Source organism: Limibacillus halophilus (assembly GCF_014191775.1).
GTDB classification, from domain to species: domain Bacteria; phylum Pseudomonadota; class Alphaproteobacteria; order Kiloniellales; family CECT-8803; genus Limibacillus; species Limibacillus halophilus.
In genome coordinates this window covers 209,533-235,527 of the sequence record NZ_JACHXA010000005.1, presented here as the reverse complement: position 1 = coordinate 235,527, position 25,995 = coordinate 209,533, and the positions used below count along the sequence as shown (strand labels likewise).

The following is a 25,995-nucleotide window of genomic DNA, read 5'->3' as shown; positions in this document are numbered from 1 at the left end:
ATGAGTGATTTCACGCATTTTGATAGTGATGGTAAGGCAATCATGGTCGATGTGTCCGGTAAGGCCGCGACAGAACGAAGCGCCACCGCACGAGGATCTATCGTCATGGCGCCCGCAACCTTTGAACTTGTGCGCGGCGGCGGAATGAAAAAAGGCGATGTCCTGTCAGTTGCTCGTCTCGCCGGAATTATGGGGGCGAAGCGAACACCGGATCTTATTCCGCTTTGCCACCCTTTGAGCCTCAGTTCCGTGAAGGTAGACCTAACACTCAACGAAGAAAAACAGGCAATCGATGTAACGGCAACCTGCAAGCTAGTCGGACAAACCGGCGTCGAAATGGAAGCGCTGACCGCCGTCAGTGTGGCTTGTCTGACCGTCTACGACATGTGCAAGGCCGTGGATAAGGCCATGATCATTAGTGATATAAGGCTAGTTCACAAATCTGGCGGAAAATCTGGTACTTATGAGGCGTCTTAATGATTTCTGTTGAAGAAGCACAGGCGCGCATTCTCAAGGAGTTTGCGACTACCCCCGCGGAAATAGTCACACTTTCCGACAGTCTGGGCAGGGTCTTGGCTGATGATCTGGAGTCTCGCCGTACCCAACCCCCCATGGACGTATCCGCAATGGATGGTTACGCAGTGCGCGCAAGCGATGTACTTCACGTGCCTACAACATTGAAGGTTACAATGGAGATTCCGGCCGGGAGCCTGCCACCGCAAGCGTTGGCTGCCGGAGAAGCGGCGCGTATCTTTACCGGCGCCCCCGTCCCGCCAGGCGCCGATAGCGTGGTCATCCAGGAGGACACTGAGGCGGCGGAAGACGAAGTCACGATCCTGGAGACCGCAAAACGCGGCGCCTATGTAAGGCGCGCCGGATTGGACTTTCGGGAGGGTGAGGTCAAGCTCAGGGCCGGCACGCGCCTTGGTGCCCGTGAAATCGGTCTTGCCGCCGCCATGAACAGGCCATGGCTGCCGCTTCGCAGACGCCCACGGATCGCACTTCTGGCAACGGGCGATGAAGTCGTGATGCCAGGCGATCCTATTCGGGAAAATCAGATTGTCAGCTCCAACGTCTTGGCGCTGGCAGCCTTGATCGAGCAGGCTGGCGGCGTCGCGGTCAATTTGGGTATCGCGGCGGACCGGGAAGACGCTCTGGATAATTTACGTGACCGCGCGCGCGGCTGCGATCTGTTGATTACGACAGGCGGGGCTTCCGTCGGCAAACATGATCTCGTTCAGTCGGCCCTGCAGCGGTCCGATCTATCGCTTGATTTCTGGAAGATAGCGATGCGTCCCGGCAAACCGCTGATGTTTGGCAGATGGCCTGAATTACCCGTACTGGGCTTGCCCGGCAACCCGGTTTCCAGCCTCGTATGCGGATATCTTTTCTTGCTGCCGATTATGGCCAAGCTCTTGGGCGCTCCCGATATTGCCCTAAGCGAGGAAACGGGATTGCTCGAGCATGATTTGAAAGAGAATGATCGACGCCAGGATTACCTGCGCGCTCTTTTTGTCGAACCTGACGGAAATGGCCCAAAGCTCAAAGTTTTCGAACGGCAGGACAGTTCGATGCTGGCAACGCTACAACACGCGGATGCCTTGATCATACGCCGCCCGCAGGCCAGAGCGGCCAAGGCCGGTGAGACCTGCTCCTTCCTTCGCCTGCCCCGGCCATGAAGCGCGCACACCCTTTGGCTCACGACTCGCAACAGTCATAAAAATGCTTGACCGGCGCAATGGAACTAAACTAGAACATTTATAACGTTTCTATTTTGTTCTTGTCTTGCCTGAACGGGGAATGCGCGATGTTGACGCGGAAACAACGGGAACTACTACTCTACATTCACGGTCATCTATCCGAGAATGGCGTTTCCCCCTCCTTCGATGAAATGAAGGACGCGCTGGGTCTCAAATCCAAGTCTGGCATTCACCGTTTGATCAGCGGATTGGAGGAACGTGGCTTTATTCGGCGGCTTGCCCATAGGGCCCGCGCAATTGAAGTACTGCGTTTGCCGGAAGACCATGATCAGTCACATGACCTTGGCCATGATACAAATGTCATTCATGGTGTGTTCGGACGCGTACAACGCCTGCCCTCACTGGCGGGTGACGGCAGCAATCGCCAACTACCATTGTACGGCCGAATCGCGGCAGGTACGCCGATTGAAGCTTTGCGCGATACCAGCAACTTCGTCGATGTCCCAGCAACCATGTTGGGCAATCGCGCGGAATACTATGCGCTGGAGGTTGAGGGCGATTCGATGATCGAGGCTGGTATCTTCGACGGCGATACGGTGATCATCGAAAGGTGTGAAACAGCAGAGAACGGCGCGATCGTCGTAGCCTTGGTCGATGATGGCGAGGTCACCTTGAAACGTATCAGAAGGCGCGGCCAGTCAATCGCATTGGAACCAGCCAACAAGAGTTATGAAACCCGAATCTTCCCGCCCGACCGCGTTCAAGTTCAAGGCAAACTCGTGGGGCTGTTAAGGCGCTATTGAGTGGTGTACTGCAGTTAGTATCACGAACCAGCACAATCACTCTAATCCGGACCACCGCTCCAAGGACGCAGTCCGCGCAGGCTTTCGACGGTTCGATATGTGACTGATGCGCGCTGGGCATCCAACCAAAAGGCGTGCGTACCGTTCCTCCAGAAATCAAAGCGGTCGAAAAGCCGGTCGCTGGGAATATCGTCGCAGTGTGCGCTACGAACCGGCTCCAGGCTTATGACCAGAGCCGCGCGCCGGCAGTCCTCCTCCAATCCACGCCCGTCAAAGGAAATTGCGACCGGCCATCCATCCTTGCGATAGAGACACCCCAATCCATCGCAGCTCAGCCAATCGTTACGATCACCCTTTTCATCCCAGGCGAAAACGGATTGGCTGCCAAGCGCCTCCATCCAGATTTGCCGCTCGAAAGTTTGGCGTCTGAGAGTGGAGAAGCCGTAGTGACCATTCGGGCCGCGCAGTGCAACCAGATCGGCGGACTCGTCAATGATAATGTCAGGAGGAGTGCGAGACAGCGGCGCGCCAAGACTCAAAAGGATGATTGGTAGTGCGATGTAGCGCCACGGCCTGCGCCAGATACACAACCAAAGCCCAGCCACGGCGATCACGACCAAAGGCAGGGTCGGCAAACTGGGTATCTTCACGACGGCGCCTGGCAAGCTGGCAACATAGTGAGCGACTGTAAGCAATAGCTCCAAGAGGATGGCCATCAGCTTCAGTATCCAAGCGTCTGCAGTGAACGGCGCCAGTAATAGAGCAAGCAGCACCAGTGGCATTATGCCAAATGCCATCAACGGCACAGCGATTAGGTTGGCAAGAAGACCGTACACAGCGAAGCGACCAAAATGGTGTAATGCGAAGGGGGTTGTCGCCACTATCGCCACAACCGATGTAATGCTGAGGACCGCAAGATAACGGATGGGCACCCCGAGTGCTGACAACCCCGGCTGCCTGGTCGCCCTAACCTGACGACCCTCCGGCTTTTCGAATACAGCGATTAGCGCTACCACAGCGGCAAAAGAAAGCTGAAATGACGCCGAAACCAGACTCTCCGGTCGCAAAAAAAGTACCACTAACGCGGCAGCGCCAACCAGTCTCAATGAAATCGGAGATCGGTCAATAAGCACTGCTACAAGCGCCAGCAGAACCATGATGAATGCTCGTTCCGCAGGGATTGAAGACCCAACAAGTAGGAGATAGGAGAAAGCCACCGGTGCTGCGGCAACCGCAGCGATCTTTTTGATCGGTGCTCTAAGGGCAAAGAACGGCAAAAGCGCGAACAACGCACGAAGACCGCCAAACACCAAACCAGCGATCAACCCTAGATGCAGACCGGAAATAGCCAGAAGATGTGCTAACCCTGCGTCGCGCATGGCTTGTGTGCTTTCCGGCGAAATAGCCCCCCGATCACCGGTCATTAGAGCGGCGGCCAGCGCGCCTGTGTCACCGGGGAGTACTCCCCGGACTCGCGCAGAAAGTGATTGTCGAGCCGTGGCCAACCAGATCGCCAAATCGGTGTGGTTGTCGCCCCCATGAGCCCGCGCGACCAGCAACGGCTTGCCAAAGGAAAAGCCGACAGCGCCAATACCTTGGAAGTAGGCATTGCGAGCGAAGTCGAAGCCGCCGGGAAAGGCAGGACGTGCTGGTGGCAGCAACATGGTCAGCACCGTGACACGGTATCCGGGACGGATTTCCTGCCATCCGTCCCGAAGTGAAATCCTGATGCGTGTCGGCAATTCAGAGACTGGTAATTCCGGCCCTTTGAGGTCTTCCAGGACGATCCGGGCGCCCATTTCTCTCGCCTCTACCGAGATGACCCTGCCGGAAAGTTCGACCGGGCCGACCTTGCGTTTCAACGCTCCAACATCAAGAAGATCGGTGCGGATCTTTGCGGTGGTCAAGCCTGAGGCAATCAGGGCGACCAGCAAAAACGGCCAAAGGACACCGCGGCCTTTGCACAGCAGAACTACGATCCAAGCCAGAAGCGATACCGTGGCGAGCGGCATTAATGCAGGTTCTTTTGAGAGCGAAAAGTAAATGCCCACGCCAGTGCCGAAAAAGCCTGGCACCCAAAGGATCCATCGGCTTCGTTCTTCCAAAAAATTTCCCGCAAACGCGCGAGCCAGGAACCCGCACACTGAACAGCGTCTTGCGCCCAAATCGCTCGCCCCCCAACGATAGCCGGCGTCGCCGCTTTACTTCGATTTCGTTTTAGCGATCACCGTTCCGAAAATCCCAATCGGGGCATCGGTTGGAACTAAGAATGACGACCCGACAACAGCCTGACAACCTCCATTGGAGAGAGTTATCCAATGCCCAAGGATGGCATAAGGTACGTAATATGTGGTAAGAGCCCCATCCATCCTGACGACCTCCCGCCTTGCAACAGGAAAACGCTGGACAGCCATGACCATTGTAACCCGCTTCGCACCCTCACCCACCGGATTCCTTCACATTGGTGGCGCACGCACAGCTTTGTTTAACTGGTTGTATGCCCGCCACCATGGTGGAACGTTTCGCCTTCGCATCGAAGACACCGATCGGCAACGATCCACGCCGGAGGCGATCGCAGCAATCCTTGAGGGTTTACAGTGGCTAGGTCTCGATTGGGACGAAGATGTTGTCTACCAGTTCGAGCGCGCCGGTCGCCATGCAGCGGTTGTGGAGGAACTCCTTGCAAAGGGATTAGCCTATCGCTGCTATGCCTCGCCGGAAGAGTTGGACGCCATGCGAAGCGAGCAGCGGGCCAAGGGACTACCAGTCCGCTATGACGGCCGCTGGCGTGATCGGGACCCCGCCGATGCACCCGCAGGGGTGCAACCTGTCATTCGTCTAAAGGCGCCACAAGAGGGCGAAACCGTGATTGAGGACCACGTCCAAGGCGCTGTGACGGTCATGAACGCCCAACTTGATGACATGGTGATGCTGCGCGCCGACGGAACGCCGACCTACATGCTGTCTGTCGTGGTGGATGACCATGATATGGGAATCACTCATGTTATCCGTGGGGATGACCATCTGACCAATGCCTTCAGGCAAACGCAGCTTTACCGAGCGATGGGTTGGCAGGTTCCTGCTTTTGCGCACATTCCCCTCATACACGGCCCTGATGGCGCAAAACTTTCCAAACGACACGGCGCGCTCGGGGTCGAAGCCTATCGCGACCTGGGGTACCTGCCCGAGGCCATGCGGAACTACCTGCTGCGTTTGGGTTGGGGCCATGGCGATGACGAGATCATCACTACTGAACAGGCTGTGGCTTGGTTTGAATTAGGCGCCGTTGGCCGCTCGGCTTCAAGGTTCGATTTCGCAAAACTCGATAGCTTGAATGCGCACTACCTAAAGAACAGCGACGATCACAGGCTTGTAAGTTTGATTGCCCCACGGCTTGAGAAAACACTGGGTGCGACGCTAAGCCAGGATGACAACGAGCGTTTGATTAAAGGTATGAACGGACTCAAGCAGCGAGCAAAGAATCTGAACCATCTCGCAGAGACGGCGCTTTTCTACGTGAAGCGGCCGGACAGCCTCTCACAAAAGGCAGGGAAAATTCTCGACCATCAGGGTAAATCCACGATAGAGGAGCTCTTGCCACTGCTGGAAGACTTGAAAGCATGGAGCGAAGAGGCTTGCGAGAGCACAGTGAAAGCCTATGCCGACTCACACGATATGAAGCTTGGTAACGTTGCCCAACCGTTGCGTGCCGCGCTGACCGGAACAAACGTATCGCCAGGTATTTTCGAGGTCATGGCGATTCTAGGGCGCGATGAAACCCTGCTGCGCTTGCGAGAGATACCGACGATTGTTCTGGCTGATGAACGCGCTGTGAATTGATCCACCAATACTTTAGCTCTATGCTGCGCTGCATCTAAATAATGACCAAACCAAAGAGGATCGGGAGATGACAGAAAAAAAACATATGACCCTCACCGACAATTCCAGCGGCAAGAGCTGGGACCTCCCGGTTATGGAAGGAACTCTTGGGCCGAGCGTGGTCGACGTACGCAAGCTCTATGGCGACACCGAACACTTCACATTCGACCCGGGATTTACCTCAACCGGTAGCTGTGAATCCAAGATTACCTATATCGATGGCGACGAAGGCATACTGCTGCACCGCGGTTACCGGATCGAAGATCTTGCCGAACACAGTGATTTCATGGATGTTTCCTACCTGTTGTTGCATGGCGAGCTTCCCTCCCGTTCTGAGAAGCTGGCGTTCGAAAAAGCCATCACTTATCACACGATGGTTCACGAACAGCTCAACTATTTCTTTCGGGGGTTCCGTCGAGACGCGCACCCGATGGCCATCATGGTTGGGGTCGTCGGCGCCCTCTCATCCTTCTATCACGACAGCACGGACATTGGTGACCCACACCAGCGGATGATCGCCAGCCATCGCCTGATTGCCAAAATGCCGACCATTGCCGCCTGGGCGTACAAGTATTCGGTCGGCCAGCCTTTTATGTATCCGCGGAACAGCCTCAACTACGCCGAGAACTTCCTGCAAATGACTTTCGGGGTCCCTGCTGAGGAATACAAAGTCAGCCCCACGCTTGCTCGGGCCATGGACCGTATTTTCATCCTTCATGCAGACCACGAGCAGAATGCTTCGACTTCCACGGTTCGGATCGCTGGCTCTTCGGGCGCCAATCCCTTTGCCTGCATTGCAGCAGGCATAGCGTCTCTCTGGGGACCGGCGCATGGTGGAGCAAACGAGGCCGTTCTACTGATGCTCCAGGAGATTGGTCATAAGGACCGCATCCACGAGTTCATCAAGCGCGCAAAAGACAAGGATGACCCCTTCCGGCTGATGGGTTTTGGCCACCGGGTCTACAAGAACTACGATCCACGCGCCAAGGTAATGCAGAAATCCTGCCATGAGGTTCTTTCGGAGCTGGGCGTTGACGACCCGCTTTTAGAACTCGCCATGGAGTTGGAGAAGATCGCACTGGAAGACGATTATTTCGTCTCGAAGAAACTCTTCCCGAACGTTGACTTCTATTCGGGCATCATTCTTAAGGCGATGGGATTCCCCACGACCATGTTCACTGTCCTCTTTGCGCTCGCCCGCACTGTCGGATGGGTCGCCCAGTGGAAGGAAATGATTGAAGATCCCAACCAGAGAATCAGCCGCCCTCGGCAGCTCTATACGGGCTACGCCGAACGGCCCTACAAACCAATCGACAAACGATAAACTTTTGAATTATCCAACAAAAAAGCGGTTTCATCCAATGTGAAGCCGCTTTTTTTCTACCGATTCGCCCAGCAGTTTCTGCAATACCTCACCGGCAAGCCCCGCCGGGTTTCCCGTTGGACCTTGCATCAGGGCGAGCGCCGGTTCCAGTGCTGCGATCTGGCGTGCACAGGCGGATCCGTCGCCAAGGTATTGTAGGATTGCTGAAGCAAGGAGATCCGGCCGGGCACGATCTTGTATAAACTCGGGCTGTATTTCGCGCTCCATTATCAAATTAACCAGGCTTACATAACGAACCTTCAGCATTCGGCGAGCAAAGAACGCCGAAACTGCATTTACTTTGTAAGTTATGATCGCCGGCACTTTAGCCGCAGCCAGTTCAACAGCAACGGTACCGGACGCCGCCAGGGCCACGTCGCTGATGGTAAAAGCTGCCCGCTTCAATTGGTCCCCATCGAGCACGGTCACCTGCCAGGGCCATTTTGCAACCTCCTCACGGACGTGGCTCGAAACGGCCGGAACTGTCGGCAATAGAACCTTCAGATTTGCCACTTCTGGCAATACAAACCCAAGGGTTTGTTTGAACAAAGGAAGGAGCCGCGCGATCTCCATTCGGCGGCTGCCGGGTAGCAAGCATAGAACCGGGAAATTCGGCTCTTCTGCCAAACCAAGCGTTCGCATTGCCGCGGCTTTGGTTGGCGCATCCGCCGATAGATGTGCCGCAGGGTGCCCGACGAAAGTGGCAGGCAGTCCATGACGTTGAAAGTAGGGCGGCTCAAAGGGAAGGAGCGTCAGGAGATGATCAAGGTACCCCGCCATCGCCTTCGCTCGCCATGCTTTCCACGCCCATACGCTGGGCGCAACTAGATGAACAAGGGGCAACGAACCATCTGGGTGCCTTTTCCTTAGCCGTTCTGCGACGCGCAACGAAAAGGATGGACTATCTATCGAAAGGAATAAATCCGGCTGGAAAGAGACCGCTGCATCGATGGTTTCTTGCATTCTCCGGGTCAAGCGCGGCAGATGACCCAGTACTTCTACCAACCCCATCACGGATAGATCATGCATTGGGAACAGGCTTTGAAGACCCTGATCCTCCATAGCCGGCCCCCCAACACCGGCGAATAGAATCCGCCCGTTAAGTTTGCCGGCAAGATCCTTCATTACGGCAGCGCCTAACTGGTCGCCGGAAGGCTCACCCGCGAACACAAAGACCTTTACCGTGTCAGAATTCATTGCCTGTTACACCGACTATGAAGCAACCTCTCTCGTCCGCAAACTCAATCGTCTTCTCCGGCTCCAAGAGCAGTGTCCGTCCCGCTTCCAACGCGACGCCGTCCAGGCCACTTTCAATGATCCTACGCAAGGTTTCAGGACCAACCGTGGGCATATCAACGCGCATCTCCTGCTGTGGCTTAGCGACTTTGATCAGCACCCCCCCAGGACCGGGCCTTTTAAGCTCCCTCACCCGATCCAACAGGCAATCCGTCCCCTCGATTGCCTCGACACCCAAAACCAGGCCCTGTTGAACGACGACAGACTGACCGACATCAAGCCGACCCAAGGCCCTGGCAATTAAAAGGCCGCGCTCAATATCCTGTCGCGCAAGATCATCCGGCGCGTGGCGCCCTAAGACACCGACAACAACCGGCTGGGTCCTGGCCAGAAACTGCTCTGGGCCAAGCACCCTGAATCCCTCTTCTTCCTCCAACAGACGGACAATTCCGCCGAGAAGCCCATCATCGCCAAAAACGGACTTTCCAGCCCTCATCAGCGCTTTGCGGGCACGTTTATCGAGTGCAAGAGCAGAAAATCCGGGACGCCGGATTGGCCCCACCAACACGACGTCTCTCACCTTGGCGCTATGCAAGCGAGCGAGAATTTCACCGGCCGCCCCAAGTTGCGTCCAAAAATGGCTGAAACCTTCAACTGCTTCAGGATCGGTTTGCCCCTCAAAGGCAACGACCAGAACACCGTACCCACGCCTTTGGGCCTCCAGAGCAACTTGCCGAGGAAGGTCGCCGCTGCCTGCTAGGATCCCAAGAATCCCTGGCGCTTTCTGATTAGTCGGGTCGGCAGATTCCATGCTGCGATGGCTCCAGGACGAATTCTATCAGGGCCTTCCCCGCCGGACCGTATTCAGCTAGCTCGCGTAGACGTGCGGCCCGCTCCGATAATGGCTCCCCTATCGGGCCGAACAGAGAATCGTAAATTGACCGAAGCTGGCCCAACTCTTGGCTCGGCATCGAACTGCGTTTCAATCCGATTAAGTTCAAGCCGACTAGGGCCGCCCGGTCTCCCTTAACAAGTCCGAAGGGGATGACGTCCTGTTCTACCCCCGACATCCCGCCAATCATGGCCCCTTTGCCGATCCTGACAAACTGTAAGACCGCCGAGAGCCCCCCGATCACGGCTCCCTCGCCGACATGCACATGCCCTGCCAGAGTAACGTTGTTGGCCAAAATCACTCGGTCACCAATTTGGCAGTCATGCGCAACATGAACGCCAACCATCAGCAAACAATCGGCGCCCACACTTGTGATCATTCCGCCACCAAGGGTACCGGTGTTGATGGTAACCTGCTCCCGGATCACCGTACGCTCACCGATGACCAACTCCGAAGGTTCGCCCGCATACTTCAGGTCCTGCGGTATGTGCCCGATTGAGGAAAACGGGTACAGCGTGCAATGCGAAGCAATACGGGTTCGACCCATAATGGAAACATGACTAATCAGTCGGCAGTTATCACCAATAACGACATCGCTTCCGACGTGGCAAAACGGGCCAATTTCTACACCATCGCCCAGCGTCGCACCGGGCTCCACGATAGATGACGGGTGTAGCTTGGCCATCAATGATCCATAATCATCGCCGAAAACTCGGCTTCAGCCACATTCCGCCCTTCTACCTGAGCCTCGCCTTTGAAACGCCAAACGTTGCCACGGTTCTTAGTCTTACGGACCAGAATCCGGACCTGATCACCAGGCACGACGGGCTTGCGAAAACGAGCGTTGGCAATCGTCATAAAATAAACCAGCTTGCCAGCTGCCTCTCCCTCCAAGGTCTCCACCACCAGTACGGCAGCCGTTTGGGCCATCGCCTCTACCAAAAGGACACCCGGCATTACAGGTTGACGTGGAAAGTGCCCCGCAAAGTAGGGCTCGTTTATTGTTACATTCTTTATCCCCACGGCAGATACGTCTGGTTGAATCTCAACGACCCGGTCGATCATCAAAAATGGATAACGATGCGGAATCATTTCCATGATTCCTAAAATATCCACGTTCCCTTTATCTGCACGCGCTCCCAATGGGTTTCCGACCATTCCTATTTGTCCTTACCACGCAATTGTCTTTTCCAAAGTGCGACAAGCTTGAAATATTCCCGCAAAGGCATCGCCGGCAGGCCGCCCACGGTCTGACCTGCCGGTACGTCTGCCATCAAACCAGACTTAGCGGCCAGTGTCGCCCCATCCCCCATCTCCAGATGCCCTGCAACCCCTGCTTGGGCACCCAGAGAGACAAAATTACCAAGTTTGGTGCTTCCTGCCACACCTGATTGAGCGACCAGGATGCAATTTCTTCCAATGTCGACGTTATGCCCAAGTTGCACAAGATTATCGATCTTTGTATTTGCGCCGACGACTGTATCCGGCCCTGCTCCACGATCAATCGTGACATTGGCGCCGATTTCACAATCATCTTGGATCAACACGCGACCGAGTTGGGGAATATCTAAAAACCCATCTGCGCCGGTCGCAAATCCGAACCCTCGCTGTCCGATTCGCGCGCCGGGGTGGATGGTAACCCGCTCACCAACAATACTATGCGAAATGGATACGCTAGCCCCAATCCGACATGCCGAGCCGATGACGACACTACGCCCAAAATAACAGTAAGGGCCTATTTCGCAGCCTTCACCGATCTCGACGCCCTCTTCCACAACCACGTAGGGCCCGATACTGCACCCCTCACCAACTATCGCGCCTTCATGAATGACAGCGGTGTGATGCCGACCGGGCACCACGGGTGGCTCCGGATAGAAGTGAGCGGCGATTTTTGCGTAGGCATGATAAGGGCGGGCTGTCAGTATTTTTGCCATTCCCGCTGGGGCCCTCTCGCCTTGTTGAGGCGTTAGAACGCAGGCAGATGCTGCGCTGGTTGCAAGCATTGCCGAATAACGTTTGTTATCCAGGAAGGTCAACTCGCCTTTGGCCGCGCGCGCTATAGGCGCCACATCGTGAATCAACAAGGCTTCATCGCCCACCAACTCGCCTTGCGTGATCTCTGCAAGTTCAGCGAGTGCGAAGGGCCCTCTACGATCGAAGAAACGCGGATCTGGCATCCGTTCTAATTCCTGCCTTTGATTTACTCAGGCAAGGTTACAGCAGGAAGAGATTTGTTCAAACGACCTAAAGCTTCGTCCGTGATTTCCAATGCTGGACGCACGATCACAACGGTGGATTTCGATAATACCAAGTCGGCATTTCGTTCTTCAGCGATTTGGCGAATAACGACAATCAGAGATTCCTGAATACCAGCCATGGCGTTAGCATAGAGCCGGTCCAAATCAAGCTTCGATCCCTGGATACTCTTCTGAACCGAGGCCACTTTCGCCTCGAATGTTGCCCGCTCTGCTGCGAACTCATCGTTCGTCAACGAACTGCGGCGTTCCACCAAAAGCCTTTCATCGTCCCGAAGTTCTTCTTCCTGCTCACGGATCCGAACCTGTAACGCTCGCCTGCGTTGTTCCATTTCAACCTGAAGCGCTCGAACGGCCGAAGCTTCTCGTAAAATCTGCTGCAGGTCGGCAACCAGGTAGCTAGGACTGCTGCCCGTGGTGTCTCCTGATGTCTTGTCAGCCCCAAAGGTGCTCCCTGTCGTCAGAGACAGCAACAAAAGAGCGCTAAGAAGCAGGCGTTTCACTCAATTATCCAAACGGCGCATGGCCACTAAAACTGCGTGCCGAGGCTAAAGTAAAGGATGCTGGTGTCGTCGAAATCTTCCTTAACCACAGGGAAACCGAAGTCGATCGCCAATGGGCCAAGAGGAGATGACCAGGAAAACCCGAATCCAACGGACGCACGAAGACTGGACTCATCGGCAATGTTTGCGCCTGTGATGCTGGGCGTATCAAATGCTGTGCCGAAGTCTGTGAATAACCGTCCCTTGATACCGATCGATTCCGGCAACCCCAACGGGAACGTCGCCTCAATCGTGCCGACCGCGAAGTTCTCAGCGCCCAGCGAATCATCGGTATTGGTGTCACGCGGACCGACGCCACCGATCGCAAAGCCACGGAACGTTGCACCACCAACAAAGAAACGATCGCTGACGCTCGTATCATCATGCAATGAGGTAATGTTACCCGCTTGGGCACCAAGACGGATCACTACATCTTCCGCAGCCGGAATATAGTAGTTCGCATCAACCCGATTCTTGACGAAATACTCCGTGCCACCTAGGCCCGCCAACTCGGTTGCAAACGTGACGTTGACGCCATCGGTTGGTGAAAGCCGATTGCTGATCGTCGAATAACGCAGGCTGTGCTCCAACGAAGATTTTACTGTCTCTCCTTCTTCCGCCTTGATGGCCGTGGAAGCTGTGGAATCGACGTCGGTAATTTTGCGAACCGTCAGCGTGTAGTCCCAAAGCTGGCGCAAATCGTTGCTTAAATTATAACCCGCGCGCACACCGCCGCCCGTGCGCTCTTCGTCAAAAGAGCTTTCGTCTTGCTGGGTCGTGACCCGGAACAAATCGAAGCCCGCAGCCAAGTTACGATCCAGGAAGTAAGGCTCCGTGAAGCTCAGGTCGATCTGAGACCGGGACCCTGCTATCAAAAGGTTGATCTGCAAATCTTGTCCCTTACCCAGCAGATTGCGTTCACGAACGCCAACCTGACCAATGGGACCGAGCGACGTTGAAAATCCAGCGCCAAAACTAAACTCCCCGGTGGACTGCTCCGTAACTTCCACATCAATGACGGTGCGATCCGGTGTTGTTCCCGGCTGAGAATCCACCTCTACCGTCTCAAAGAATCCGAGGTTGCGAATCCGGTCACGGGACCGACGAATTTTTGTCGCGTTGAAGGCATCGCCTTCTACGACCTGAAACTCACGCCGGATTACGCGGTCAAGTGTCCGGGTGTTGCCGGATATGTCGATACGCTCGACAAAAACCTTTGGACCCTCGTTGATCTCGTAAACAAGATTGATCAGCTTGTTCTCAAGATCGCGTTCGACGCGCGGTGTGATATCGACGAAGGCAAATCCTAACGTCCCCACCTGATCTGATAGGTTGCTGACCGTATCGCTGACTTCTTTGGCGCTATACCATTCGCCTTCTTCTGTGAGGATAGCTTCCTGTACAGCCTCGACATCTAGATTGCGAAGAGTCGTCGCGACATCAATGCTGCCATAGCGATACCTTTCGCCTTCTTGCAAAACGAAAGTAATGATGAAGCTGTCGCGCTCCGGCGTCAGTTCGGCAGACGTCGAGAGTACTTTAAAGTCGGCGTATCCTTCGTCCTTGTAGAAGTCTGAAAGCAACTGTTCATCAAACTGGAGACGATCCGGATCATAGGTATCTGTCGTCGTCAGAAAATTCCAGAAACTGTACTCATCGGACAGAACCTCCGAACGCAGCGAACCGTCCGAGAATGCTTTGTTACCGATGAAGTTAATGGCGCTGATTGTTGTCTTGGGCCCTTCGTCGATCTCAAAAACGAGATCGACGCGATTTTGCTCCAACCGAATGATATTGGGCTCAACCGTCGCGGCAAATCGTCCCTGACGCCGATAAAGGTCACGAATACGATCCGAATCGCTCTGTGCTTTGGAACGTGTAAAGACCCGGCTTGGCTGCAGCTCGACTTCCGACTGCAAGGTCTCATCATCAATCCTGTCATTACCTTCGAAGGCGATACGATTGATGGTCGGGTGTTCTTCGACTACCACGACTAACGAATCAGCCTCGCGGCGCAAAGCCACGTCGGCGAAGAAGCCAGTCTCGAACAGGCGTTTCAGCGTTTCATTTAACGCAATCGCATCGAATGGATCACCGGGATCCACCGTCATGTAGGAGCGGATAGTTCTGGGATCTATTCGCAGCGATCCTTCAATGCGAATTTCCTCAATCGTGCCGCCTTCTAGCAACGATTGCGCATTACCCGCTTCTGTATGCAAAAGCATCAGCGCAAGAGCAAGAAATGAAAGTCTCTTGGCGATAGCTCGAGCGATCCGCAAGATTTCCCCCTTCGTCATTCGGTCTACTTGAAGGAACGCTGCCCTGAACCCAAACAAAGACCTAAGAGATCAGATTAATCAGGTAATCAAAAACCTTTAGGCTGGCCAGATCATTCCAAGTGACAAGCACCATGAGGCTCAATACCAGAGCCAACCCTATCCGGAAACCATATTCTTGCGCCCGCTCACCCAATGGTCGACCGCGCACCCATTCAAAGGCGTAGAACATCAGATGTCCACCGTCCAACATCGGAATAGGGAAAAGATTGATCAAACCGAGGTTGATCGAGAGCACTGCTGCGAACCAAAGTGCCGCTGAGATGCCTAGTTCGGCAGCCTGCCCGGACATCTGAGCAATGCGAATCGGCCCACCCAGTTCTTCGGTGCTGCGATCACCCACGATGATCTGCCCAACAGCTCGCAAAGTCCCAACCACCAGGTTACCGGTTTCGGTAAAAGCAACACCGATTGCCGAAACCGGTCCCAGCGAGCGATATTCGACTCCGCTGCGGGTGATGCCCAGGCGTCCCACCATGCGCTTGTTGCCGAGGTTGTCGTCGATCTCGACCTGTTGTGGCGTAACCGGAAGCGATAGTACCGATCCGTCTCGAAGAACGTCGACCTGCAGCTCCGTTCCCGGATTCAAGATAACCAGCCGCTGAATGTCCTCGAAGCGCTCGATCGTTTCACCATCGATCTTGATGATGCGGTCATCCGGTTGGAAACCTGCGGCTTGAGCGGCGCTGCCCTCTTGAATCTGCCCTACTACAGGCGGCGTGAAGGGCTGGCCATAAGCCAGAAACAGCCCTGCAAGCAGTATGATGGCAAAAATGAAATTGGCGATCGGACCGGCAGCCACGACTGCGGTCCGCTGTCCCAAGCGTTTATGATGGAAGGAGACCGCCTTTTCCTCTGGCGACATCTCCTGCACACCCTCATCCGGGCGACTGGCCGGGTCACTGTCGCCGAACATTTTCACGTAGCCGCCAAGCGGCAAAAGTGAAATCTTCCAGCGCGTTCCGCTCTTGTCATTCCAGCCAAATATCTCTCGACCGAAACCAATAGAGAAAACCTCGACTCGCACGCCATTCCAGCGCGCAACGAGGTAGTGACCCATCTCGTGAACGAACACCAAGATTGAAAGAATTACCAGGAACGGGACTACAATTTCCCAAAACCCGTTCAGGACCGATAGCATGTTTCAGAGCTCCAGAGATGGTTTCGAGAGAGACTGCATATATTTATCAATACTGTCCAGCACCACGACATCCCTGGAATCCTACAACAGAGTGCATCGACGGCTGAAGTCCTTACACAAATAGTAAGATCCAACGGAATTTCCACATCTTTCAAGCTTGCTGCAGGGCCGTGCTCAGCGCATCACGGGTAATGCGCCGCGCCTCTTCATCCGCGAGCAACGCATCTTCTACCGAATTGGGAGTCGGCCAATCGAACGATTCGACTATCTGCCGAACCAGCTTGGCGATTTCCAGGAATCCCAGGCGACCGGCCAGGAACCCTTCGACAGCGATTTCGTTTGCGGCATTCAAAGCCGTTGGGGCGCAACCACCGGCAACCAAAGCGTCACGGCATATCGAAAGTGCCGGAAAGCGTTCCGGATCGGGCTTCTCAAAAGTTAGTTGTGCAAGGTCTGCCAGGTTGAGACGCGAAACCGGTGCTTGCATTCGTTTTGGCCAGGCCAAGGCATAGGCGATGGGAATACGCATGTCTGGCGCGCCTAGTTGGGCCAACAAGCTTCCATCCACATAGGCCACCATTGAATGAATAATCGATTGCGGGTGCACAAGGATTTCAATCTGCTCCTGAGGCATCCCGAAAAGATGGTGCGCTTCGATTAGTTCAAGGCCTTTGTTCATCATTGTTGCCGAATCGACGGAGATCTTGGCGCCCATGTCCCAGTTCGGATGGGCGATTGCTTGCGCCGGCGTTACGCGCTCCATTCCCCTTTGATCAAAACCTCTGAATGGCCCGCCCGATGCTGTCAGGACAATGCGCTCAACGGTCTCCGGTTGGGTCCGATCAAGCACCTGAAAAATAGCGTTGTGTTCTGAGTCGACCGGCAGAAGCGTTGCGCCGTGCGCAGCAACCTCTCGCATCATGATATCGCCCGCACAAACCAGGGTTTCTTTGTTTGCCAACGCCACAATGCAGCCACGCCGCACGGCTTCGAGCGTAGGCGCCAGGCCAGCGGCACCGACGATTGCGGCCATCACAAGGTCGCTGGGACGTTTTGCGGCTTCCAGTAATGCCTCACGACCGGCGGCCACTTCGATGCCGCTCCCCGATAGCAGGGATTTCAAATCTGCGTACCGGGCCTCGTCCGCCGTTACCACGAATCGCGCTTTGAACCTCCGCGCTTGCGCGGCCAAAAGCTCAATATTGTTGTTTGCCGTCAGAGCCGCAATCTGGAAACGATCCTTGTGATGCGAAACGAGATCAAGCGTACTGGTTCCAACGGAGCCCGTGGAGCCCAGTATCGTCAAGCAACGGGGCAAACCGTCAGTCATGCATCCCCCCAGTCCCCACCAGCGTTATATAGGCGGCAGCGGCCACACTCGCCAGCAAGAGGCCGTCGGTGCGGTCCAACAGCCCACCATGCCCCGGTATCAAGGCGCCGGTATCTTTGACCCCGAAGTAGCGTTTCAGCATTGATATCAGTAGGTCCCCGACCTGCTCGATTGCGGCAAGGCCTGCAGCCGCTAAAACCAGCGCCATGGATGACCAGGCACCGACCACTTGTACGAAAATCCATGACACTAGAGCTGCCATGATCATGGCTCCCGTGAAGCCAGCCCATGTTTTTTTCGGGCTGATTTTTGGCGCCAGCTTGGGCCCGCCAATGACCCTACCGAAAAGATAGGCGCCGCTATCTGCCGCCCAGACTATCGCGACGAGCCATAAGGCAAGGAAACGACCATCCGGCGTATGTCCGCGTATCAGCAAGAATGCGAGGCAAGCCACACCGATGTAGAGCGTTCCCAGAATCACCAACCGGGGCTCAGCCCGGTCTCTTGCTGCAAACAAGGCGGCAACCACAGCGCCGAGCAGTAACAACGGCCACGACAGCGAAACCCCAAAGGCGGGCAACGCCAACAAGGGAACAATCACGGCGACCATCATAACCCAAGATGATCGTTCAGGGCCGCTCCGGCAGCATAGTCGTCCCCACTCACGCGCCATGATCCCTGCGCTGATGATAATCAAGGGTTCGATGAAAGGTGTGCCGGCATAGATTGCCAACACTACAGGCGGCGCCAACAACAATGACGCCATCACCCGAACGTTGAGCCCAGAGGCCTTGGGTCCTGGGTTATGTTCGGGAGATGCTGGCACCGTAGCGCCTTTCCCGCGTCTGATACTCTTCAATCGCGGCAAGGAAATCAGCTTCGCCGAAATCCGGCCAAAGGGTATTGAGAAATACTAACTCGCTATAGGCCGATTGCCATATCAGGAAGTTGCTAATGCGTTGCTCTCCACTGGTTCTGATAATCAAATCGGGGTCAGGCAAATCGACCGTGTAGAGATGTGCTTGAAACTGCTCTGCATCAATTTCATCCGGCGTCAGTTCACCGGCACTAACGCGTTCTGCCAAGGCGCGAGCTGCTGCGACGACCTCCTGTCGCCCACCATAACTCAGGGCTATCATGAGGTTGAGGCGGGTATTCTCCGAAGTTAGAGCCTCGGCTTCCTCTATAAGCTTGATAATATCGGTGGCTAGGCGCGATCGATCGCCGATCACGCGCAATCGGACGCCGTTGTTGTGGAGTTCGTCAATCTCACTTTTCAAATACCAGCGCAGTAGCCCCATCAATTCGTCCACCTCCTCCAGTGGACGTTTCCAATTCTCCGCCGAGAAACTGAACAGCGTCAGGTGGCGGATTCCTAAATTGGCGGCGGCTCGTACACAGCCGCGCGCAGCCTCGGCACCCCGTCGATGCCCGGCTGAACGGGGCAAGCCACGCGACTTGGCCCACCGACCGTTGCCATCCATGATAATGGCAACGTGCCCGGGCATCGTACCGCCTTCAGGTGCTTTGGGTTCAATCGCTGCCATTCCGATCAGACCTGCATGATCTCCGCTTCCTTGCTCGACAGCATTTCATCGACTTTCTTGATGTGAGAATCCGTCAACTCCTGGATTCGCTCTGCCAAACGCTTGTGCTCATCCTGAGAAATCTCATGATCCTTTTCTTGCTTCTTCAGCTTGTCCATACCATCGCGGCGAACATTGCGAACCGCCACTCTCGCTTGCTCGGCATACTTCCCGGCCACGCGAGTCAGTTCCTGTCTGCGTTCCTCATTGAGCGCTGGAACTGGAACTCTTATTAACTGACCATCAGTGGCAGGATTGAGACCCAAATCGGACTCACGAATGGCTTTCTCGGTCGCCTGCACCAACGATCGGTCCCAAACCTGAACCGTGATCATGCGCGGTTCTGGAACGCTGATGGTGCCGACTTGCGTCAATGGCATCAAGCTGCCGTACGCATCGACCATGACCGGCTCAAGAAGCCCTGCCGATGCACGTCCTGTGCGCAGGCCGACGAATTCGCGCCGCAAGGCCTCAAGCGCCCCGTCCATGCGATGTTCGATATCTTTTAAGTTTGCGTCAGCCACGGTTGTCACTCCCGATATTTGCTGTCTGAAACAATGGTAAACTGTCCGCGCCCTGCAATCACCTCCGCAAAAGCTCCGGGCTGATTAATCGAGAAAACTGCGATCGGAATCCGGTTCTCCCGAGCGAGTGAGATCGCCGAATGATCCATTACACCAAGATCTTCCGTCAGGACTCTGTGGTAGGTCAGTCGATCATAGCGCTTCGCCCTTGGGTTTTTAACCGGGTCGGCGTCATAAACACCGTCGACCTTCGTACCTTTCAGCAAAAGATCACAGTTCATTTCCGATGCGCGCAATGCCGCTGCTGTATCCGTGGTGAAGAAAGGATTCCCCGTACCGGCACCAAAGATGATAATCCGACCCTTCTCGAGATGCCTGACCGCTCGGCGGCGTATGTAAGGCTCGGCCACAGTCGACATGGGAATTGCGGATTGAACACGCGTTGGAACGTCTAACCGCTCCAAGGCGTTTTGCATCGCTAGCGAGTTAATAACGGTTGCCAGCATACCCATGTAATCAGCCGTGGCCCGTTCCATTCCAGCGGCCGCCCCGGATAGCCCCCGGAAGATGTTTCCTCCGCCGATCACCAAACAGATCTCGACGCCCAGCCCATGGACCGTGCGCACCTCTTGAGCAATCCGCTCGACCATGTCGGGATCAAGCCCATATTCACGCTGACCCATCAGGGCCTCACCCGAAATCTTCAAGAGGACGCGCTTGTATTTGACCTTATCGCCCATGTTTCCTCCCGGTTTTCTGGTGTGGGACATACTTTCGCCCCTTTGCAAAAGAAAGCGCCGCCCTTTTTAGGGGGCGGCGCTCAATCAGACAAGCGTTCTGCAACGCAAAGCGTCAGTTACCAAGCTGCGCAGCAACCTCGGACGCGAAGTCTTTTTCCTCTCGCTCGACGCCTTCGCCAAGCTGCATCCGAACAAAGCCCGTGATTTTCACGGCTGCGCCCAGGTCCTTGGAAAGGCCTTCCACCGCTTTGGCAACACGGCTCTCCCCGTCAATGACGAAAACCTGCTCCAAAAGGACAACCTCTTCGTAGTACTTGCGCAGACGCCCTTCGACCATCTTGCCGATGATCTCTTCAGGCTTTCCGGAAGCGCGCGCCTGTTCGCTTAGCACGTCACGCTCACGCGCCAGCAATGCCGGGTCCAACTCGTCTATGTTGACGGACTGCGGGTTAGTGGCGGCGATATGCATCGCCACCTGGCGACCAAACGCCTCCAGCTTGGCCTTGTCCCCAGTGGACTCAAGAGCCACCAGAACGCCAATTTTGCCGAGCCCCGGGACTTCCTGGTTGTGAACGTAGCTCGCCACGACACCGTCAGAGACCTCCAAATAGGCCGTCCGGCGCAGATTCATGTTCTCGCCAATGGTACCAATGAGCTTGCTCACCGCGGCTTCAACCGTATCACCATCACCGAAATCCGAGGCCTTGAGAGCGTCGATATTCCCCTTCGCATCAAGCGCTTTTTCCGCCACCGCACTTACGAATGAGCGGAACTGATCGTTGCGTGCCACAAAGTCGGTTTCCGAGTTGACTTCTACCACCGCACCGCGGGTTCCCGCGGACGCTATACCGACCAATCCCTCGGCTGCGGTACGCCCTGCCTTCTTCGCGGCGGCGGCCAAGCCCTTCTTCCGCAGCCAATCGACTGCCGCTTCAAGGTCGGCACCCGATTCGATAAGCGCCTTCTTACAATCCATCATGCCGGCGCCGGTCTTCTCGCGAAGCTCCTTGACCTGCGCTGCTGTGATTTCAGCCATTTTTATTCACCTATTCTATTAAAATGCCACCATAAGAGGTTGATCTCTTAAGCGCTTTCTTTCTCGCTCTTTGATTTCTCTTCGGTAGAAGCTTCTTCAGCAACCGCCTCTTCGGCAGGTGCAGCAGCTTCAACCGGAGCAGCTTCCTCGGCAGGCGCGGCTTCCTCCAGCTTTTCCGCAGGCGCCACTTCAGCGGCGCCAACGTCAGTCCCACTGGCAGAAAGTTCGGCCTGGATACCATCCAGAACGGTATCGGCAAGCAAGTCACAGTAACTGGCGATCGCACGCAGAGCATCGTCGTTGCCGGGAATGGGGAAAGTAATTCCGGCCGGATCGGAGTTTGAATCGAGCACGCCAACCACGGGGATGTTCAAACGGTTGGCTTCCTCAATCGCCAAATGTTCTTTGTTCGTGTCGATCACAAAGATCACATCCGGCAAGCCACCCATGTCCTTGATTCCGCCAAGCGCGCGCTCCAGCTTGTCGCGCTCACGCGTCAGGTTAAGGAGCTCTTTCTTGGTCAAGCCAATGTTCCCTTCACCAAGCTTCTCCTCAAGTTCCTTGAGGCGCTTAATGGAATGGGAGATGGTCTTCCAATTGGTGAGCATACCGCCCAGCCAGCGATGATTGACGTAGTACTGACCGCTACGCTTGGCGGCCTCCGCGACTTTGTCGCTCGCCTGACGTTTGGTGCCTACGAAAAGCACGCGACCGCCGCCCGCGACAACGCCGTGGACAAACTCAAGTGCGCGGTGCAACAACGGAACCGTCTGACCAAGATCGATGATGTGAACGCCGTTACGTTCCCCAAAAATGAAGGGAGCCATCTTCGGGTTCCAACGGCGGGTGGTGTGGCCGAAGTGAACGCCAGCCTCAAGCAGCTGACGCATGGTAAAGCTAGGAAGCGCCATGTCGTACCTCTTTTCCGGTTATGCCTCCGCGGGGGGATTATCCGGGACATCCCGGACACCGGAGCGAAACACCGGGATTTCTCCCCGGCGCACCGCATTACCCGCGTGCGTATTCCTTAGTGCCGCGGAAAATACCTATTGGGTGCGCAAATGCAAGGGAAAAGAGCCGTAGAAGCTTGCCTAAGCCTAGGGCGGCTCTCAACTGCTGCTAAAGATCCTGTACTTCGATATTCGGTATGGCCTTGATGGCCTGACGCCCTTGAGCCGAGAGGCTGAAGCCACCGGGCAGGCCCATTTCAACTTCCCGACCATCGCCAAGCGTGAGAACCAGCGAGACTTCACTACGACCCCGCCCCTCTCTACTAAGCACACTATGCAGGGACGTCAGGGCTTTATCGTCTCGTAGATAGACGCGCAAGCCGGCGGCGGATTTTGCCATCGCCTGATCAAGCAGTTCAATCTCGTGGGCGGTGATGCGCGGCTCGTCGTCACCGCGCGTTTCCACATTGGCTGTTATGAGCAAAGGTAAGTTCTGATCAAGCAGGTCGCGCGCTTGGGCAAGCACTTCGGAAAAGAGCGTTACCTCGAACACCCCGGCCAAATCAGAAAACTGCACAAAGGCCATGCGTTGGCCCTTGCGGTTGTTCAACTCGCGCTTCCCCACGACTATACCAGCCAAACGCTTCCGGCCCGGCTCCAGGCGAGAAACCGCTTGTAACTGACCAGAGGAAACGACCCGCAGGCGTTCCAGGTTGTAGGAATCCAGAGGATGAGCTGAAAGATAGAACCCCAGGGCATTGAACTCAGAGGCTAATCGTTCCATCGCCGGCCAATCATCAACCGCTGGAAGCTTGATCCCCGCGATCTGCTGATCGCCGCCGAAGAGGCTCTCCTGACTGCTAGCCCGCTCGCTGGTCGCCGCGGCTGCGTGACGGACGATGGTTTCCGCGCCTTGATAAACCCGTCTTCGATTCGCCTCCAGGCCATCAAAGGCGCCTGCACAAGCGAGATTCTCGACCGCTCGCTTGTTGATCAAATGGTTATCCAGGCGTTCCGCAAAATCAGTTATGTCCTTGAATGGCCCCCCGGTTTCCCTCGCCTGGACGAGGCCGGCCATTGCCGAACCACCGACATTCTTAATAGCCGCTAATGCATAGCGGATGGCGCCGCTACGCGGGTCACCTTCCTTGCGGTCTTCAACCGCGAAATCAGGACGGGATCGGTTGATGTCCGGCGGCAAAAAAGGAATTCCCTGGCGATCCAGCTCCTGTCTGAAAATCGCCAGTTTGTCGGTATTGCTCATGTCGTAAGTCATTGACGCGGCGAGAAATTCAACTGGGTAGTTTGCTTTCAGGTAGGCTGTTTGATAGGCGACGAGTGCATAAGCCGCTGCGTGGCTCTTGTTGAAACCGTAGCCAGCAAATTTAGCGACCAGATCGAAAATATCGCTGGCCTTCTTCTCGTCGACATTCTTTTCCTTCGCCCCTTTGACGAAGAACTCCCGTTGCGCATCCATCTCCGCCTGGATCTTCTTGCCCATGGCCCGCCGCAGCATATCCGCCGATCCCAGCGAGTAGCCCGCAAGCTCCTGTGCGATCTGCATCACCTGTTCTTGATAAATCATGATCCCGAAGGTCTCCTTCAGGATTCCCTCCAACGAGGGATGCAGATAATCCGGCTTCTCCTGACCGTGCTTACGGGCAATGTAGTGCGGAATATTGTCCATCGGCCCAGGCCGATAAAGTGCGACCACAGCGATGATATCCTCGAAGCGGTCGGCTTTCAGGCGCTTCAGGACATCGCGCATTCCCGAAGATTCAAGCTGGAAGACACCTACCGTGTCGCCTCTGCCCAACATCTCGAAAGTTCCGCTGTCATCAAGCGGGATTTTGCTCAGGTCAATGGTAACACCGCGCTCTTCCAACAACTGGCACGCACGCGAGAGGACCGTCAGCGTCTTCAGGCCAAGAAAGTCGAACTTCACCAAACCGGCCTGTTCGACATACTTCATGTTGAACTGCGTAACCGGCATATCCGAGCGTGGATCACGGTAGAGCGGCACCAACTCCGTTAGCGGTCGGTCGCCGATCACGACACCGGCGGCATGCGTCGAGGCGTGACGGTACAATCCCTCCAGCTTCAACCCAATATCGATAAGCTTGGCAACCTGTTCGTCGCTATCGCGCCAGACCTGCAACTGAGGTTCGCCGTCCACCGCCTGTGCGAGCGTCACAGGATTGGCTGGATTGTTCGGCACCATCTTGCAGATACGATCAACTTGTGGATAAGGCATCTGCAATACGCGACCAACATCCCGCAACACCGCCCGCGCCTGCAATTTTCCGAAGGTAATGATTTGGGCGACGGTGTCATACCCGTACTTCTTCTGCACATAGCGTATCACCTCGTCCCGCCGGTCCTGGCAGAAGTCGATATCAAAGTCAGGCATGGAGACGCGTTCGGGATTCAAGAAACGTTCGAAAAGCAGGTTCCAGCGTAGCGGATCCAAATCCGTAATGGTTAGCGCATAAGCGACGAGCGATCCGGCTCCCGAACCACGGCCCGGCCCAACGGGTATACCCTGCCCCTTCGCCCACTGGATAAAATCGGCGACGATCAGGAAGTAACCGGGGAATCCCATTTGTCCGATAACGTCGAGTTCGAAATCAAGACGCGCTCGGTAGCGTGCCTCGGCCTCCTGCTTCTCTACCTGAGACATAGCGTCGGTGAGAATCTGGTCCTCCAGACGCTTATGCAAGCCCGCCTCGGCCTGAGCCCGCAGTTCTTCAGCCTCACTGCGACCTTCAGCCGTTGGAAAGGCGGGTAGAATCGGATTGATGGTCTCCGGGAAAAAGGCGCAACGCTGGGCAACGACTACAGAATTGTCGACGGCTTCCGGTAAGTCTTCAAACAGCGCCCGCATTTCCTCGGCACTTTTGAAGCGATACTCGGCATTCATCCGCCGCCGTTCTTCCTGGGTTACATAAGCGCCACCGGCTATGCAAAGCAAAGCGTCGTGCGCCTCGTAAATCTGTGCATCGAGAAAATAGCAATCATTTGTCGCCACGAGCGGGAGATCATGCCTGTAGGCCAGATCCAACAGCGCGGGCTCGCTCGCGACCTCGTCCTGGATGCCATGGCGCTGTATTTCGATGTAAAGTCGGCCATTGAAAATGGTTTTCAGCCGAAGCAGGTAGCTTTCGGCCTCCGCGCCTCGTCCTTCATTCAATAGCCGGTTGACCGGCCCCTTGGCGCCGCCCGTCAAAGCGATCAGACCCGCGCCGCATTCCTCCAAGGCTTCGATATCAACCTGCGGCGTTTCGCCGGCGTCAGTTTCCAGATAGGCCCTGCTTGAAAGACGCATCAGGTTTCGATAACCCTGCTCGTCCTTAACCAACAGAACCAGTTGATCAGGATTTGGCCTTTTAGCGCCCGTGGTTACCGTCGAATCGCTGCGTGTCACCCATAGTTGACAACCGATGATCGGTTGAATACCCGCAGCCGTTGCGGCCAGAGAGAATTCCAGTGCGCCAAAAAGATTTCCTGTATCGGTGACTCCAACTGCGGGCATCCCCATCTTGCGACAACGTTCGACCAACGGCTTCAGCTTGATTGCCCCCTCGGAGAGCGAATAAGCCGAATGCACACGAAGGTGAATGAAGTCGCTACCTGACATCGATGTTTACCGCTCCCAGCGCGTTCGCGACGTGGATTACTGGTG

The 25,995-nt window shown here is 55.6% G+C and carries 22 protein-coding genes; 5 read left to right on the top strand and 17 right to left on the bottom strand.

The features are described from left to right. From moaC to lexA, 3 genes are all read left to right on the top strand, one after another. On the top strand, positions 1-477 hold the full coding sequence (gene moaC / locus FHR98_RS10875; RefSeq protein ID WP_183416709.1) for a cyclic pyranopterin monophosphate synthase MoaC: 477 nt from the start codon (positions 1-3) through the stop codon (positions 475-477). Continuing rightward, complete coding sequence (locus FHR98_RS10870; RefSeq protein ID WP_183416708.1) at positions 477-1,679, top strand: molybdopterin molybdotransferase MoeA; 1,203 nt, start codon at positions 477-479, stop codon at positions 1,677-1,679. The genes moaC and FHR98_RS10870 overlap by 1 nt, the downstream gene beginning before the upstream one ends. Positions 1,680-1,807: 128 nt before the next feature. Then, the gene (gene lexA, locus FHR98_RS10865; RefSeq protein ID WP_183416707.1) at positions 1,808-2,503 is read left to right on the top strand and encodes a transcriptional repressor LexA; all 696 of its coding nucleotides are present in this window, start codon (positions 1,808-1,810) and stop codon (positions 2,501-2,503) included. Positions 2,504-2,544: 41 nt separating this feature from the next. Here lexA and FHR98_RS10860 read toward each other — a convergent pair whose 3' ends face one another. Beyond that, a complete protein-coding gene (locus FHR98_RS10860) occupies positions 2,545-4,515 on the bottom strand; it encodes a ComEC/Rec2 family competence protein (RefSeq protein WP_183416706.1) in 1,971 nt (656 codons plus the stop codon). A 400-nt stretch (positions 4,516-4,915) separates the two neighbouring features. On the opposite strand from FHR98_RS10860, the gene gltX reads away from it, so the two are divergent. Further along, positions 4,916-6,343 (top strand): glutamate--tRNA ligase, encoded by a 1,428-nt coding sequence (gene gltX, locus FHR98_RS10855; protein WP_183416705.1) that lies wholly within the window; start codon positions 4,916-4,918, stop codon positions 6,341-6,343. A 67-nt stretch (positions 6,344-6,410) separates the two neighbouring features. Then, on the top strand, positions 6,411-7,706 hold the full coding sequence (locus FHR98_RS10850; RefSeq protein ID WP_183416704.1) for a citrate synthase: 1,296 nt from the start codon (positions 6,411-6,413) through the stop codon (positions 7,704-7,706). Positions 7,707-7,736: 30 nt separating this feature from the next. Here the strand turns inward: FHR98_RS10850 and lpxB are convergent, their stop codons facing one another. The 16 genes from lpxB to dnaE all read right to left on the bottom strand — a co-directional run bounded on the left by lpxB (position 7,737) and on the right by dnaE (position 25,950). After that, complete coding sequence (gene lpxB, locus FHR98_RS10845) at positions 7,737-8,942, bottom strand: lipid-A-disaccharide synthase (RefSeq protein ID WP_183416703.1); 1,206 nt, start codon at positions 8,940-8,942, stop codon at positions 7,737-7,739. Next, positions 8,932-9,792 (bottom strand): LpxI family protein, encoded by an 861-nt coding sequence (locus tag FHR98_RS10840; RefSeq protein ID WP_183416702.1) that lies wholly within the window; start codon positions 9,790-9,792, stop codon positions 8,932-8,934. Before FHR98_RS10840 ends, lpxB begins: the two co-directional genes overlap by 11 nt. After that, the gene (lpxA, locus tag FHR98_RS10835) at positions 9,770-10,558 is read right to left on the bottom strand and encodes an acyl-ACP--UDP-N-acetylglucosamine O-acyltransferase (RefSeq protein WP_183416701.1); all 789 of its coding nucleotides are present in this window, start codon (positions 10,556-10,558) and stop codon (positions 9,770-9,772) included. Before lpxA ends, FHR98_RS10840 begins: the two co-directional genes overlap by 23 nt. Then, positions 10,558-11,031, bottom strand: a complete 474-nt coding sequence (fabZ, locus tag FHR98_RS10830) for a 3-hydroxyacyl-ACP dehydratase FabZ (RefSeq protein WP_183416700.1) — start codon at positions 11,029-11,031, stop codon at positions 10,558-10,560. Before fabZ ends, lpxA begins: the two co-directional genes overlap by 1 nt. Before the next feature lie 2 nt (positions 11,032-11,033). After that, positions 11,034-12,050, bottom strand: a complete 1,017-nt coding sequence (gene lpxD, locus FHR98_RS10825) for a UDP-3-O-(3-hydroxymyristoyl)glucosamine N-acyltransferase (protein WP_183416699.1) — start codon at positions 12,048-12,050, stop codon at positions 11,034-11,036. A gap of 23 nt (positions 12,051-12,073) precedes the next feature. Then, positions 12,074-12,631, bottom strand: coding sequence for an OmpH/Skp family outer membrane protein (locus FHR98_RS10820; protein ID WP_183416698.1), 558 nt, complete (start codon positions 12,629-12,631; stop codon positions 12,074-12,076). Between the two features lie 26 nt (positions 12,632-12,657). Further along, positions 12,658-14,967 (bottom strand): outer membrane protein assembly factor BamA, encoded by a 2,310-nt coding sequence (gene bamA, locus FHR98_RS10815; protein WP_183416697.1) that lies wholly within the window; start codon positions 14,965-14,967, stop codon positions 12,658-12,660. Positions 14,968-15,010: 43 nt separating this feature from the next. Beyond that, a complete protein-coding gene (gene rseP, locus FHR98_RS10810; RefSeq protein ID WP_183416696.1) occupies positions 15,011-16,147 on the bottom strand; it encodes an RIP metalloprotease RseP in 1,137 nt (378 codons plus the stop codon). Positions 16,148-16,298: 151 nt separating this feature from the next. After that, positions 16,299-17,477, bottom strand: coding sequence for a 1-deoxy-D-xylulose-5-phosphate reductoisomerase (locus FHR98_RS10805; protein WP_183416695.1), 1,179 nt, complete (start codon positions 17,475-17,477; stop codon positions 16,299-16,301). After that, positions 17,470-18,303, bottom strand: coding sequence for a phosphatidate cytidylyltransferase (locus tag FHR98_RS10800; protein WP_183416694.1), 834 nt, complete (start codon positions 18,301-18,303; stop codon positions 17,470-17,472). Before FHR98_RS10800 ends, FHR98_RS10805 begins: the two co-directional genes overlap by 8 nt. Continuing rightward, a complete protein-coding gene (locus FHR98_RS10795; protein WP_183416693.1) occupies positions 18,281-19,024 on the bottom strand; it encodes an isoprenyl transferase in 744 nt (247 codons plus the stop codon). Before FHR98_RS10795 ends, FHR98_RS10800 begins: the two co-directional genes overlap by 23 nt. A gap of 5 nt (positions 19,025-19,029) precedes the next feature. Next, entirely contained in the window at positions 19,030-19,551 is a 522-nt protein-coding gene (frr, locus tag FHR98_RS10790) for a ribosome recycling factor (RefSeq protein WP_221205854.1), read from the bottom strand. 41 nt (positions 19,552-19,592) lie between these two features. After that, positions 19,593-20,357 carry a UMP kinase gene (gene pyrH, locus FHR98_RS10785; protein WP_322091245.1) on the bottom strand — a complete coding sequence of 255 codons (765 nt, stop codon included), beginning with the start codon at positions 20,355-20,357 and terminating at the stop codon, positions 19,593-19,595. A gap of 82 nt (positions 20,358-20,439) precedes the next feature. After that, complete coding sequence (tsf, locus tag FHR98_RS10780) at positions 20,440-21,363, bottom strand: translation elongation factor Ts (RefSeq protein ID WP_183416691.1); 924 nt, start codon at positions 21,361-21,363, stop codon at positions 20,440-20,442. A gap of 47 nt (positions 21,364-21,410) precedes the next feature. Next, complete coding sequence (gene rpsB / locus FHR98_RS10775; protein WP_183416690.1) at positions 21,411-22,274, bottom strand: 30S ribosomal protein S2; 864 nt, start codon at positions 22,272-22,274, stop codon at positions 21,411-21,413. Between the two features lie 208 nt (positions 22,275-22,482). Beyond that, entirely contained in the window at positions 22,483-25,950 is a 3,468-nt protein-coding gene (gene dnaE, locus FHR98_RS10770) for a DNA polymerase III subunit alpha (RefSeq protein ID WP_183416689.1), read from the bottom strand. Between the last annotated feature and the right edge of the window lie 45 nt (positions 25,951-25,995).